We start from the raw sequence: 13,387 nt of genomic DNA, 5'->3' as shown, positions 1-13,387 counted from the left end.
GTCCCGAGGGCCGGGACCGTAAAATAGTGCTTTACTTCATGCTGCCGGAAATCAGCTCGACGTTATGACGCATCATTTTCACGTAGCTGTCCGCCACGCCGCCCGGTTTTGACAACGCCTCCGGATAGAGCTCGCCGCCCGGCTGCGCGCCCGTCGCGTTGGCAATCTGCTTCACCAGCCGCGGGTCGAGCTGGTTTTCCATAAACCAGGTGTGCACGTTATCGGCTTTAATCTGTTTAATCAGCGCCGCAACCTGCGCGGCGCTGGCTTCGCTTTCCGATGACAGCCCCTGCGGCGCAAGGAAGGTCACCCCGTAGGCGCGCCCAAAGTAGCCAAACGCGTCATGGCTGGTCAAAACCTTACGTTTCGCCTGCGGAATGGCGCTGAACTGGTTCTTCGCCCAGCCGTGAATCTCGTTGAGCTGGCCGATATAGCGCTTGCCGGAGACCTCAAGCGCCGCTTTATCCTCAGGGTCGGCTTTGACCAGCCCGCTGAGGATATTTTGCGCGTAAAGCGCGCCGTTGGCGGCGCTGTTCCAGGCGTGCGGATCGGTCACCGTTTTCCCGTCCTCATCGAGGGTATGCGTTTTTACGCCCGTCGATGCCACCACCAGCTCGCCTTTGAATCCCGATGCTTTAATCAGCCGATCGACCCACCCCTCCAGCCCGAGGCCATTAACCACCACCACGTCGGCCTTGCTGAGTAAAGCGCTGTCCTGCGGCGATGGCTCAAAGGTGTGCGGGTCGCCGTCGGGACCAACCAGCGTATCGACATGAACATGCTCGCCGCCAACCTGCTGCACGATATCGCCCAGCACCGAAAAGCTGCTGACCACGTTGAGCGTTTTCGCCATCGCCCCCTGCGCCGCCAGGCCCAGCGCCAGCGCTAAAACTACCCCGGTACGTTTCATCATATTTTCCTTACCCCATTAATTTGCGCCAGCCGACCACCAGCCGGCTGCGCGTGCCAAAAAACACCGAAATAAAAAAGATCCCGCTGGCGGTCAGCACGATGGCGGGGCCGGCGGGCAAATTCGCCGCCCACGACAGGCTGAGCCCCATCCAGGCGCAGGCGCTGCCGATCAGCGCCGCCAGCAGCAGGATGGCGGGCAGCGTTCGCGCCCAGCAGCAGGCGGCCACCGCCGGGAGCATCATCACCCCCACCGCCATCAGGGTGCCCAGCACCTGAAAACCCGCCACCAGGTTCAGCACCAGCAGCGCCAGAAACAGGCCGTGCAGTAGCGCGGGCAGCCGGCGGTTATTCACCTGCAGCCACGCGCTGTCAAAGGCCTCGCTCACCAGCCCGCGATAGAGCAGCGCGATGCAAATCAGCGTCAGGCTGGCAACCCCGGCGACGAACAGCGCCGCGTCGTTATCCACCGCCAGAATCGAACCAAACAGCAAATGCAGCAGATCGACGCTGGAGCCACGCAGCGAAACCAGCGTCACCCCCAGCGCCAGCGAGCCCAGATAAAACCCGGCGAAGCTGGCATCTTCTTTAAGCGGCGTGCGGCGGCTGACCCACCCCGCCACCAGCGCTACCGCAATGCCGGCGATAAAACCGCCCACCGACATCGCCAGCAGCGACATGCCGTTAAGCAGATAGCCCACCGCGACGCCGGGCAAAATCGCATGCGACAGGGCATCGCCCATCAGGCTCATGCGTCGCAGCAGCAGGAAAACCCCGAGCATGGTGGTGCTCAGCGAGAGCGCCAGGCACACCACCAGCGCCCGGCGCATAAAGCCGAATTCGATAAAAGGTTGAAAGAAGGTGTGCCAGATCATGCCAGCCTCGCGGAATCGAAGGCGGGAAGCACATCGCCGGTCTCGCCCCAGCGGGCATTCCTCGGCTCCAGCAGCAGGGTTTCCGGGAAATATTCGGCGACGCGCTGATTATCGTGCAGCACCGCCAGCACGGTCTGTCCCTGCCGGTGCATCTCAAGGATCAGCGTCATCAGCTCGCGGCTGGTCGACTCATCGATCCCGGTAAAGGGTTCATCGAGCATCACCAGCGGAGCCTGCTGGACCATCACCCTGGCAAACAGCATGCGTTGAAACTGCCCGCCGGAAAGCGCTTCAATCGGCGTTTTCGCCATTGACGCCAGGCCGACGCGATCCAGCGCCGCGTCAATGCGCCGGCGAAGCTCACCGCGCAGTCCGCTCAGAAGCGAGACCTGCGGCCAGGCGCCCTGGCTCACCACGTCCCGAACCACGAGGGGAAACTGTGATTCCAGCGAATGCCGCTGCGCCAGCCAGCCGATAACCGGGCGCGACGCGCGCCAGTGCAGGCGGCCGCTCACCGGGGGAATAAACCCGGCCAGCGTTTTTAATAAAGTCGATTTACCGCAGCCGTTCAGACCGACAATAGCCATCAGGCTGCCCGCGGCGATAACGCCGCTCAGCGCCGGGGTAATCGCCAGCTCGTCATACCCGGCAACCAGGTTTTCCAGTTCAATCATGGCAAGGTTACCGCCCACCATGTCGCCAGCCACAGCAGCGCCAGCAGGACGCAGGCGAAGCCCACGCGCAGCGCGGCGGAGCTTGAAAAAAGAGAAGTGAACATCTTTGCCTCAGTCAATATGTTATAACATAACACTATTGGATCGGCGGAATAATGTAAATCAGCGTCAACGAAGGGAAATGCTGCAAAATGTAACAGACTCCCCTCCGGGCAGAGGGAAGTCTCGGGGCAGGCTTACTGTCCGCGGGCCTGAGAAACGGCCAGGCCGAGCTGCCAGACGGCCATCGCGTAGTGGGTGCTGTGGTTATAGCGGGTGATGGTGTAGAAGTTCGGCAGCCCGTACCAGTACTGGTAGCCGGTACCAATATCGAGGCGCAGCAGGCTCGCCTGCTGATGGTTACCCAGCGGCTGCGTTGGCGTCAGGCCGGCCGCCGTCAGCTGCGATACGCTGTAATTGGTCTTAAAGCCGTTCTCCAGACCCGGGGCCTGACCCATTGCCGGTACCGCGACCAGATCGCCGCTCACCCAGCCGTGCTGCTTGAAGTAGTTGGCCACGCTGCCGATCGCATCCACCGGGTCCCACAGGTTGATATGCCCGTCGCCGTTGAAATCCACCGCATACTGGCGGTACGAGGAGGGCATAAACTGGCCGTAGCCCATGGCGCCGGCGAAGGAGCCTTTAAGGTTCAGCGGATCGTCGCTTTCGCTACGCGCCATCAGCAGGAAGGTTTCCAGCTCGCCGGAGAAGTACTCAGCGCGTCGCGGATAGCTGAAGGAGAGCGTCGCCAGGGCGTCAAGAATGCGGGTTTTCCCCATCACGCGCCCCCAGCGGGTTTCCACGCCAATAATACCGACAATGATTTCCGGCGGTACGCCGTAGACCTGCCAGGCGCGGTTCAGCGCATCCTGATACTGATTCCAGAACGCCACGCCGTTTTGCACATTATCCGGGGTGATGAACTGTTTTTTGTAGCGCAGCCACGCGCCGTTCGGCCCGGACGGCGGCAGTCCGCTCGGCGCCTGGCGGTCCATCAGGCGCAGGACGTAATCCAGACGCTTAGCCTGGGAGAGAATTTCGTGCAGCTGCTGCCGGTCAAATCCGTGCTTGCTCACCATTTTGTCGATGAACTGCTCCGCAGCAGGATTGTTGGCGAAATCTCCCCCCATATTCATAACGTTATGCTGCGGCTCCAGCAGGAAGCCACCGGATCCTCCCGTGGTCTCCGTTGCTGCGGTGGCTTTAGGTTTGCTGCTACAGGCAGCGAGGAGTACGCACAGCGGGAGTAGTGCCAGATAGCGACGCTTCAACATGGGGCTTCCATTTAACAAATTCGGCAAAGGGTAATTATGGTAAAGCATGCGGCCGTCAACAAGGAAGCGGCAATCTATTCGCGGACAAAATAGTCCTGCCGGTCCCACCTCTCTCCCCGCCCGAAGCTCCTCTTCCCGGCCAATTTGCAGGGTGAGATTTTCATCCCCTCGGCAATAAACTTTCAAATTAAAATATTTATCTTTCATTTTGCGATCAATTTAACACTTTTAAACCTTTCAAAATGATTAAAATCAGCTGCCAGTTAGCAAGAAAAATAACGCTATAAAGGAGAGAATGATGATTGAAGTTATTACCCACGGCGCCGAATGGTTTATCGGCCTGTTTCAGAAGGGGGGCGAGGTCTTTACCGGTATGGTTACCGGGATCCTCCCTCTGCTGATCAGTCTGCTGGTTATCATGAACGCGCTGATCAACTTTATCGGCCAGCAGCGGATCGAAAAGCTGGCGCAGCGCTGCGCCGGGAATCCCGTCTCCCGCTACCTGCTGCTGCCCTGTATCGGAACGTTCGTTTTCTGTAACCCGATGACCCTGAGCCTGGGGCGCTTTATGCCCGAGAAGTACAAGCCCAGCTACTACGCGGCGGCCTCCTACAGCTGCCACTCCATGAACGGCCTGTTTCCCCATATCAACCCCGGCGAGCTGTTTGTCTATCTCGGGATCGCCAACGGCTTAACCACCCTCGGCCTGCCGCTGGGGCCGCTGGCGGTGAGCTATCTGCTGGTTGGCCTGGTGACCAACTTCTTCCGCGGCTGGGTGACCGATCTGACAACCTCCATTTTTGAGAAAAAAATGGCCATCCAGCTTGCACAAAAAGTGCATCTGTCCGGAGCTGCATCATGACGCGTATTCGTATTGAAAAAGGGGCCAGCGGCTGGGGCGGCCCGCTTGAGCTGGACGCCGTCGAAGGCAAAAAAATAGTCTATATCACCGCCGGAACCCGCCCGGCCATCGTCGACAAGATCGCCCGGCTCACCGGCTGGCAGGCCGTGGACGGCTTTAAAGAGGGGGAACCGCCGGAAGCTGAGATCGGCGTGGCGATTATTGACTGCGGCGGCACCCTGCGCTGCGGCATCTACCCGAAGCGGCGTATTCCGACCATCAATATCCACGCCACCGGCAAGTCCGGGCCGCTGGCGCAATATATCCTTGAGGACATCTACGTCTCAGGCGTTAAGGAAGAGAATATCCACCCCGTCGCCGATGCCGGCGCCGACGAACCGGCCCCGCTTCAGCCCGCGGGTCGCGATTACGATGCCAGTAAAAAAATCACCGAGCAGAGCGACGGCCTGCTGGCCAGGGTCGGTATGGGAATGGGCTCCGTCGTGGCGGTGCTGTTCCAGGCCGGGCGCGACACCATCGACACGGTGCTGAAAACGATCCTGCCGTTTATGGCCTTCGTCTCGGCGCTGATCGGCATCATCATGGCCTCGGGCATTGGCGACTGGATTGCCCACGGCCTGGCGCCGCTCGCCAGCCATCCGCTGGGGCTGGTGACGCTGGCGCTGATCTGCTCCTTCCCGCTGCTGTCGCCGTTCCTCGGCCCTGGCGCGGTTATCGCCCAGGTTATCGGCGTGCTGATCGGCGTGCAGATTGGCCTCGGTAATATTCCGCCGCATCTCGCCCTCCCCGCCCTGTTTGCGATTAACGCCCAGGCGGCCTGCGACTTTATCCCGGTCGGCCTGTCGCTCGCCGAAGCCCGTCAGGAGACGGTGCGCGTCGGGGTGCCTTCGGTGCTGGTCAGCCGCTTCCTGACCGGCGCGCCAACGGTGCTAATCGCCTGGTTCGTTTCCGGATTTATTTACCAATAAGAGGTTCCTGAAGATGACCGTGATTTACCAGACCACCATTACGCATATCGGCGCCAGCGCGACGATGGCGCTTGAGGATCGGATGCTGATTACCTTCCGCGAGGGCGCGTCGGCGGATATCGAAGAGTACTGCTTTATTCACAACCACGGCGAGCTCGTCGGCTCGCTGGCGCCGGGGGCGGAGCTCCAGCTGGGCGATCGGCGCTACCCGGTCACTGCGGTGGGCGACGTGGCGGAACAGAATCTGCGCGAACTGGGCCATATCACGCTGCGTTTCGACGGCCACCGCGTGGCGGAGTTTCCGGGGACGGTTCACGTGGCCGGCCCGGTACCGGAGGCAATCGCCCCCGGCTGTGTACTGAAATTTTTTGCTTAAGCTGTAAGGAGAGAACTATGAGTCAGGTTGCTGTTGTCATCGGCGGAGGACAAACCTTAGGTGAGTTTCTGTGTCGTGGCCTCGCCGCGCAAGGATATCGCGTGGCGGTGGTTGATATTCAAAGCGATAAGGCCACCCGCGTGGCGCAGGCGATTAACGCCGAGTATGGCGAAGGGACGGCGTACGGTTTTGGCGCCGATGCGACCAGCGAGGCCAGCGTCGTCGCGCTCGCCCGCGGCGTGGACGAGATATTCGCCCGCGTGGACCTGCTGGTTTACAGTGCCGGGATCGCCAAAGCGGCCTTTATCAGCGATTTTGCGTTGGGCGACTTCGACCGCTCGCTGCAGGTCAATCTGGTGGGCTACTTCCTCTGCGCCCGCGAGTTTTCACGGCTGATGATCCGCGACGGCATTCAGGGACGCATCATTCAGATCAACTCCAAATCCGGCAAAGTGGGCAGCAAGCATAATTCCGGCTACAGCGCGGCGAAGTTTGGCGGCGTGGGGCTGACCCAGTCGCTGGCGCTGGATCTGGCGGAGTACGGTATTACCGTGCACGCGCTGATGCTCGGCAACCTGCTGAAGTCGCCGATGTTCCAGTCTCTGCTGCCGCAGTATGCCCACAAGCTGGGTATTGCCGAAGATCAGGTCGAGCAGTACTACGTCGACAAGGTTCCGCTGAAGCGCGGCTGCGATTATCAGGACGTGCTCAACGTACTGATGTTTTACGCCAGCCCGCAGGCCTCTTACTGCACCGGGCAGTCCATCAACGTCACCGGCGGGCAGGTGATGTTTTAACCGCCGGTTCCCGGGTCGCGCCGCGATCCGGGTTCTTCCCGACGCCACGCCTTAAGGAGATTTTATGGTTAGCGCATTAATCACCGTCGCCGCCATCGCCTGGATCGCCCAGCTCGCCTTCGGCGGCTGGCAGATCCGCCGCTTTAACCGCGAGTTCGATAAACTCTGTCAGCAGGGCCGCGTCGGCGTGGGACGCTCAGCGGGCCGCTTCAAGCCGCGGGCCATCGTCGCCATTGCGGTTGATGAACACGACCGCATCAGCGGCACGCTGCTGATGAAGGGCCTGACCGTCTTCGCGCGTCCGCAAAAAATCCCGGCGCTTGACGGCAAACTTTTGCAGGAATTGCAGCCGGATATGATCTTTCCCCATGATCCGCTCTGTCGGAATGCACTATCATTAGCGCTTAAACCGAAACATGTATAATTTCGTTGTAAAAGTAAATATCTTGCGAAATTATCATATCGAAACTTTAAACGCAGGATGTAACCGCTATGAAACCACGTCAGCGACAGGCCGCTATTCTTGAGCATCTGCAGTCGCAGGGTAAATGCTCGGTCGAAGAGCTGGCGCAACACTTCGATACCACCGGCACGACGATCCGCAAGGATCTGGTGACCCTCGAACATGCCGGAACCGTCATTCGCACCTACGGCGGAGTGGTGTTGAATAAAGACGAAAGCGACCCGCCTATCGATCATAAGACGCTGATCAATACCGCGAAGAAAGCGCGCATCGCCGAAGCCGCCGTGCGCTTTATTCACGATGGCGACTCGATCATCCTCGATGCCGGCAGTACGGTGCTACAGATGGTGCCCCTGCTCAGCCGCTTCAATAACATCACGGTAATGACCAACAGCCTGCATATCGTTAACGCCCTCTCTGAGCTCGACAATGAACAAACGATTCTGATGCCCGGCGGCACCTTTCGCAAAAAATCAGCTTCCTTTCACGGGCAGCTGGCGGAGAATGCCTTCGAGCAGTTCAGCTTCGATAAGCTGTTTATGGGTACCGACGGCATCGATCTGAACGCCGGCGTTACCACCTTCAACGAGGTTTATACCGTCAGCAAAGCGATGTGCAATGCCGCCAGGGAAGTGATCCTGATGGCCGACTCATCGAAGTTTGGCCGTAAGAGCCCAAACATCGTCTGCGGCCTTGAAAGCGTGGATATGCTGATTACCGATGCCGGTATCGACCCGACGTTCCAGCGGGCGCTGGAAGAGCAAGGCATCAAAGTGATTATTACTGGAGAAGATCATGAGTAACTTTCTGTTAGAAGCCGGACGCCAGACCCTGCTGCTGGAGCTCCAGGAGGCGAGCCGCCTGCCTGAACGCCTGGGCGACGACTTCATCCGCGCGGCGGAAACCATCATCCACTGCGAGGGTAAACTGATTGTTTCCGGCATCGGTAAATCAGGTCATATCGGCAAAAAGCTGGCCGCCACCTTTGCCAGCACCGGCACGCCGGCGTTTTTTGTCCACCCGGCGGAGGCGCTGCACGGCGATCTGGGGATGCTCGACGGCCGCGACGTGATGCTCTTTATCTCTTATTCCGGCGGGGCGAAGGAACTCGACCTGATCGTGCCCCGGCTGGAAGAAAAATCGATTCCCCTGCTGGCGATGACCGGTAAATCGAAATCCCCGCTGGCGCTGGCGTCCAGGGCGGTGCTGGATATTGCCGTAGAGCGCGAAGCCTGTCCGATGCACCTCGCCCCGACCTCCAGCACCGTCAACACGCTGATGCTCGGCGACGCGCTGGCGATGGCGGTGATGCAGGCCCGCGGCTTCAATGAAGAAGATTTTGCCCGCTCGCATCCGGCCGGCGCGCTCGGCGCGCGGCTGCTGAATAAAGTCCACCATCTGATGCGTCGCGACGAGGAGGTGCCGCGCGTTGACGTCACCGCCAGCGTGATGGCCGCCATGCTTGAACTCAGCCGCACCGGGCTCGGCCTGGTGGCGGTATGCGATGCGCAAAACCGCGTCGAGGGCGTATTCACCGACGGCGACCTGCGCCGCTGGCTGGTGGGCGGCGGCACCCTTGAGGATACCGTCAGCCGGGCGATGACCCGCAGCGGCGTGACGCTGCAGGCCGAGAGCCGCGCGGTTGAAGCCAAAGAGCGCCTGATGAAGCACAAAATCAGCGCCGCCCCGGTAGTGGATGAGCGCGGCCAGCTGGTCGGCGCGATTAACCTGCAGAACTTTTATCAGGCCGGGATTCTTTAAGCCCCAGACGCTTCGCCAGCCGATGCAGGTTGGCGACGTCCAGCTCCAGCGCGCGGGCCGCCGCCGCCCAGCTGCGGTTATTCTCCGCCAGCGCCCGGGCGATCGCCTCGCGCTGGAATGACTCCGTCGCCTCGCGCAGGTTTAGCGCCTGCGTCGGCGCCGGCGGCGCGGCGCTCGGCAGGTTCGGTGCGTCGCCGGCAAACTGAAAGTGCTGCGGTTCCAGCACGATTTCATCCCCCGCCTGGGTCGCCCGCGCCAGCACCACCGCGCGATGAATCGCATGCTCCAGCTCGCGAACGTTGCCGGGCCACGGCCAGGCGCCCAGCCTTGCCCGCGCGGCGTTGCTTAACACCACCTGCCCCAGCCCCATCCGCAGGCGGCACTGCTCGCAGAAATAGCCCGCCAGCAGCACCACGTCCTGATCCCGCTCGCGCAGCGCCGGCACCGACAGCGGAAAGACGCTCAGCCGGTGATAGAGATCGGCGCGAAAGCGCCCTTCGACCACCTCCTGGCGCAGGTCGCGGTTGGTAGCCGCCAGCACCCGCACGTCCACCCGCAGGCTGCGATCGTCCCCGACGCGCTGAATGTCGCCATACTGCAGCACGCGCAGCAGCTTCGCCTGCAGCGCCAGCGACAGCTCGCCAATCTCATCGAGGAACAGCGTGCCGTTATCGGCCATTTCAAACTTGCCGCTGCGGTTGCTGATAGCCCCGGTAAACGCCCCTTTGACGTGACCAAACAGCTCGCTCTCGGCCACGCTTTCCGGCAGCGCCGCGCAGTTAAGATAGACCAGCGGATTGGCGGCGCGCGGCGAGCCCTGATGCACGGCTTTCGCCACCAGCTCCTTGCCGGTGCCGGTTTCACCGTCTATCAGCACGTTGAGATCCGATGCCGCGACGATATCAATCTCCTTTTTCAGCTGCAGCATCGGTGCCGAAAGGCCAATAATCTCCTGGCGGTCGGCGGCCGGGTAGCTCGCGCTCGGCTCCGGCAACACGTTCTGGTTCTCCAGGCGGGCGATCAGCAGCGCATTGTTGAGCGCCCCCGCCACCAGCGCGGCAATCAGCCGCAGCTCCTCATCGCTGAAGCTGTCAAAGCGGTCGGCGTCCATGCCGTCGAGGGTCAGCGCGCCGATCAGCGTCTGCCCGGCAAACAGCGGCAGCCCAACGCAGGCGTGAACCTTGAGGCTTTCCTGGCCGGGGATCAGCCCGTCATACGGGTCCGGCAGGTCGCTATCCGCCGGGAAGCGCACCACGTCGCCGGCGCGGGCGATCGCCTCCAGGCGCGGATGCCCTTCGAGGGAAAAGCGCCGCCCCAGCACGTCCTGGGCGAGGCCGTCGATGGCCAGCGGCACAAACTGATGCGCCTCATAGCGCAGCAGCGCCGAGGCATCGCAGCCGAGGATCTGCCGCAGGGTGGTAATCAGGCGCGGGAAGCGGTCGGCATGGCCGATATCGCTTTGCAAATCAATGGCGATTTTCGCCAGCGCCTCTACGGAAAAGCTCATCGCTGCCTCACTGTCATTTTGACAATCACAATAGTCATAACGACTATTTTAACCATTGTCATTTTGACATCAACGCTTTTAGTAAAAAATAATAAATCAAACAAAATCAATATATTAAAAAGTTGGCACGCAGCTTGATATAAGCAAAACATCTTATTTTGAAAACGCTGAATTAATTGAGGTTGCTATGTCTATTCTGGTTAAAAATAACATTCATTGGGTTGGCCAACGCGACTGGGAAGTGCGTGATTTCCACGGAACTGAATATAAAACGCTGCGCGGCAGCAGCTACAACAGCTATCTCATCCGCGAAGAAAAGAACGTCCTGATCGATACCGTGGATCATAAATTCAGCCGCGAGTTCGTACAGAACCTGCGCAGCGAAATCGACCTCGCCGATATCGACTACATCGTGATTAACCATGCGGAAGAGGACCACGCCGGGGCGCTGACCGAGCTGATGAACTCGATCCCGGACACCCCGATTTACTGCACCGCCAACGCCATCGACTCCATCACCGGGCACCACCATCACCCGGAGTGGAACTTCAACGTGGTGAAAACCGGCGACAGCCTCGATCTCGGCAACGGTAAGCAGCTGATCTTCGTGGAAACCCCGATGCTACACTGGCCGGACAGCATGATGACCTATATGACCGGCGACGCGGTGCTGTTCAGCAACGACGCCTTCGGCCAGCACTACTGCGACGAACACCTGTTCAACGACGAAGTGGATCAGACCGAGCTCTTCGAACAGTGCCAGCGCTACTACGCCAATATCCTGACGCCGTTCAGCCGCCTGGTGACGCCGAAAATTACCGAGATCCTCGGATTCAACCTGCCGGTGGATATGATCGCCACCTCCCACGGCGTGGTGTGGCGCGACAACCCGACGCAAATCGTCGAGCTGTACCTGAAATGGGCGGCGGATTATCAGGAAGACCGCATCACCATTTTCTACGACACCATGTCCAACAACACCCGCATGATGGCCGACGCTATCGCTCAGGGCATCACCGACATCGACCCGCGCGTGGCGGTAAAAATCTTTAACGTTGCCCGCAGCGACAAAAACGAAATTCTCACCAACGTCTTCCGCTCAAAAGGCGTGCTGGTGGGCACCTCGACCATGAACAACGTCATGATGCCGAAAATCGCCGGCCTGGTGGAGGAGATGACCGGCCTGCGTTTTCGCAATAAACACGCCAGCGCCTTTGGCTCCCACGGCTGGAGCGGCGGCGCGGTTGACCGCCTCTCTACCCGCCTGCAGGACGCCGGCTTTGAAATGTCCCTGAGCCTGAAGGCGAAATGGCGCCCGGATCTGGATGCGCTGGAAATTTGCCGCGAGCACGGCCGCGAAATCGCCCGCCAGTGGGCCCTCTCCCCGCTGCCGGCCAGCGCCGATAAAAAAGCGTCGGCTGAGCAGAGCGATTGCGCCTGCGCCACCGCCGCTGCAGCCGACCTCGGCCCGTCAATGCAGTGCAGCGTGTGCCAGTGGATCTACGATCCGGCGAAAGGCGAACCGAACCAGGACGTCCAGCCTGGCACCCCGTGGAGCGACGTGCCGGATAACTTCCTGTGCCCGGAGTGCTCTCTCGGCAAAGATGTCTTTGACGTTCTGGCAACGGAGGCAGTATGAGCGATGGCATCGTCATCATCGGCTCGGGCTTCGCGGCCCGCCAGCTGGTAAAAAATATTCGTAAGCAGGACCCGCAGATCCCGCTGACGCTGATCGCCGCCGACAGCATGGATGAGTACAACAAACCGGATCTCAGCCACGTCATCAGCCGCGGTCAGAGCGCCGAGGATCTGACCCTGCAAACCGCCGGGGAGTTTGCCGAGCAGTATAATCTGCGCCTGTTCCCCCACGTCCGGGTGAGCGATATCGACGCCGAGGGCAAAGTGGTCAAAAGCCAGGATCGCGAGTGGCGCTACGACAAGCTGGTGCTGGCGACCGGCGCCGCGCCGTTTATTCCGCCGGTGCCGGGCCGCGAGCTGATGCTCACCCTCAACAGCCAGCGGGAATACGGCGCCGCCCAAACCCGGCTCCACGACGCGCGGCGCGTGCTGATCGTCGGCGGCGGGCTGATCGGCTGCGAGCTGGCGATGGATTTCTGCCGCGCCGGCAAAGCGGTGACGGTGGTCGACAATTCCGCCAGCGTGCTGTCGACGCTGATGCCGCCGGAAGCCAGCAGCCGCCTGCAGCATCGGTTAACCGACATGGGCGTGCACCTGATGCTGAAAACCCAGCTCGAAGGGCTGGAGCAAACCGCTGACGGCATCCGCGTAAGCGTCGATCGTCAGCGCAGCGTGACCGTTGACGCGGTGGTTGCCGCCGCCGGCCTGCGCCCGGAAACCGCCCTGGCGCGTCGCGCAGGCCTTGAAATTAACCGCGGCGTGGTGGTCGATAGCCGCCTGCGCAGCAGCCATCCGGCAATCTTCGCCCTCGGCGACTGCGCCGAAATTAACGGCATGGTGCTGCCGTTCCTGCAGCCTATTTTGCTCAGCGCCATGTGCCTGAGCAAAAATCTGCTGGAGCAGCCGGGCGAGCTGAAGCTGCCGCCGATGCTGGTGAAGGTGAAAACCCCGGATCTCCCGCTGCATCTGGCCGGAGATACGCGGCGCGAAGACCTGACGTGGAATATCGTGGCCGCCAACGACGGCCTGGTAGCCAAAGGCATGGATGCGGAAAACCGACTGCGCGCCTTTGTGGTCAGCGAAGACCGGATGAAAGAGGCCTTTGCGCTGCTGAAGCAGCTGGTGAGCTAAGCGCTTTCCCGGGTCGCGACGTCAACGCCTTGCCCGCGTATGGATACCCCTGTTATACAACCCATCTTTTCAGTTGTGTAACGGGGGTATATTGCGTTCGTATATCCGGCCCC

General features: G+C 60.7%; 14 protein-coding genes. 9 read left to right on the top strand and 5 right to left on the bottom strand.

Annotated features, from left to right (window positions below; translation table 11 throughout):
* Nucleotides 1-31: 31 nt before the first annotated feature.
* From MMW58_RS06060 to mltB, 4 genes are all read right to left on the bottom strand, one after another.
* Nucleotides 32-910, bottom strand: a complete 879-nt coding sequence (locus MMW58_RS06060) for a metal ABC transporter substrate-binding protein (protein ID WP_159236297.1) — start codon at nucleotides 908-910, stop codon at nucleotides 32-34.
* 10 nt (nucleotides 911-920) lie between these two features.
* Nucleotides 921-1,784 (bottom strand): metal ABC transporter permease, encoded by an 864-nt coding sequence (locus tag MMW58_RS06055; protein WP_095098396.1) that lies wholly within the window; start codon nucleotides 1,782-1,784, stop codon nucleotides 921-923.
* The gene (locus MMW58_RS06050) at nucleotides 1,781-2,479 is read right to left on the bottom strand and encodes a metal ABC transporter ATP-binding protein (protein WP_370525550.1); all 699 of its coding nucleotides are present in this window, start codon (nucleotides 2,477-2,479) and stop codon (nucleotides 1,781-1,783) included. The genes MMW58_RS06055 and MMW58_RS06050 overlap by 4 nt, the downstream gene beginning before the upstream one ends.
* 215 nt (nucleotides 2,480-2,694) lie before the next feature.
* On the bottom strand, nucleotides 2,695-3,771 hold the full coding sequence (gene mltB, locus MMW58_RS06045; RefSeq protein ID WP_241722919.1) for a lytic murein transglycosylase B: 1,077 nt from the start codon (nucleotides 3,769-3,771) through the stop codon (nucleotides 2,695-2,697).
* 298 nt (nucleotides 3,772-4,069) lie between these two features.
* Between mltB and srlA the strand changes: the two genes are divergently transcribed.
* The 7 genes from srlA (at nucleotide 4,070) to gutQ (ending at nucleotide 8,998) form a co-directional block, all read left to right on the top strand.
* Complete coding sequence (gene srlA, locus MMW58_RS06040; protein WP_076946057.1) at nucleotides 4,070-4,633, top strand: PTS glucitol/sorbitol transporter subunit IIC; 564 nt, start codon at nucleotides 4,070-4,072, stop codon at nucleotides 4,631-4,633.
* Nucleotides 4,630-5,601 carry a PTS glucitol/sorbitol transporter subunit IIB gene (gene srlE, locus MMW58_RS06035; RefSeq protein ID WP_241722918.1) on the top strand — a complete coding sequence of 324 codons (972 nt, stop codon included), beginning with the start codon at nucleotides 4,630-4,632 and terminating at the stop codon, nucleotides 5,599-5,601. The genes srlA and srlE overlap by 4 nt, the downstream gene beginning before the upstream one ends.
* A gap of 13 nt (nucleotides 5,602-5,614) precedes the next feature.
* Nucleotides 5,615-5,977, top strand: coding sequence for a PTS glucitol/sorbitol transporter subunit IIA (gene srlB, locus MMW58_RS06030; RefSeq protein ID WP_241722917.1), 363 nt, complete (start codon nucleotides 5,615-5,617; stop codon nucleotides 5,975-5,977).
* Nucleotides 5,978-5,994: 17 nt separating this feature from the next.
* Entirely contained in the window at nucleotides 5,995-6,774 is a 780-nt protein-coding gene (gene srlD, locus MMW58_RS06025) for a sorbitol-6-phosphate dehydrogenase (RefSeq protein ID WP_095098409.1), read from the top strand.
* Nucleotides 6,775-6,838: 64 nt separating this feature from the next.
* Nucleotides 6,839-7,198 carry a transcriptional regulator GutM gene (gutM, locus tag MMW58_RS06020; protein ID WP_159874045.1) on the top strand — a complete coding sequence of 120 codons (360 nt, stop codon included), beginning with the start codon at nucleotides 6,839-6,841 and terminating at the stop codon, nucleotides 7,196-7,198.
* 68 nt (nucleotides 7,199-7,266) lie between these two features.
* Nucleotides 7,267-8,040, top strand: a complete 774-nt coding sequence (srlR, locus tag MMW58_RS06015) for a glucitol operon DNA-binding transcriptional repressor SrlR (protein ID WP_095098414.1) — start codon at nucleotides 7,267-7,269, stop codon at nucleotides 8,038-8,040.
* The gene (gene gutQ, locus MMW58_RS06010; RefSeq protein WP_133600339.1) at nucleotides 8,033-8,998 is read left to right on the top strand and encodes an arabinose-5-phosphate isomerase GutQ; all 966 of its coding nucleotides are present in this window, start codon (nucleotides 8,033-8,035) and stop codon (nucleotides 8,996-8,998) included. The genes srlR and gutQ overlap by 8 nt, the downstream gene beginning before the upstream one ends.
* Here gutQ and norR read toward each other — a convergent pair.
* Complete coding sequence (norR, locus tag MMW58_RS06005) at nucleotides 8,961-10,505, bottom strand: nitric oxide reductase transcriptional regulator NorR (RefSeq protein WP_241722916.1); 1,545 nt, start codon at nucleotides 10,503-10,505, stop codon at nucleotides 8,961-8,963. The two genes, gutQ and norR, sit on opposite strands and share 38 nt — an antisense overlap.
* Nucleotides 10,506-10,692: 187 nt before the next feature.
* Between norR and norV the strand changes: the two genes are divergently transcribed.
* Both norV and norW read left to right on the top strand, forming a co-directional pair.
* Nucleotides 10,693-12,144, top strand: coding sequence for an anaerobic nitric oxide reductase flavorubredoxin (gene norV, locus MMW58_RS06000; RefSeq protein WP_241722915.1), 1,452 nt, complete (start codon nucleotides 10,693-10,695; stop codon nucleotides 12,142-12,144).
* A complete protein-coding gene (norW, locus tag MMW58_RS05995) occupies nucleotides 12,141-13,274 on the top strand; it encodes an NADH:flavorubredoxin reductase NorW (RefSeq protein WP_241722914.1) in 1,134 nt (377 codons plus the stop codon). Before norV ends, norW begins: the two co-directional genes overlap by 4 nt.
* Nucleotides 13,275-13,387 lie beyond the last annotated feature (113 nt).

Source organism: Klebsiella sp. HC6, assembly GCF_022605325.1.
In the GTDB taxonomy this organism is placed as follows: Bacteria; Pseudomonadota; Gammaproteobacteria; order Enterobacterales; family Enterobacteriaceae; genus Klebsiella; species Klebsiella terrigena.
The sequence above is the reverse complement of the archived record's forward strand: the minus strand, read 5'-3'. Positions and strand labels throughout refer to the sequence as shown.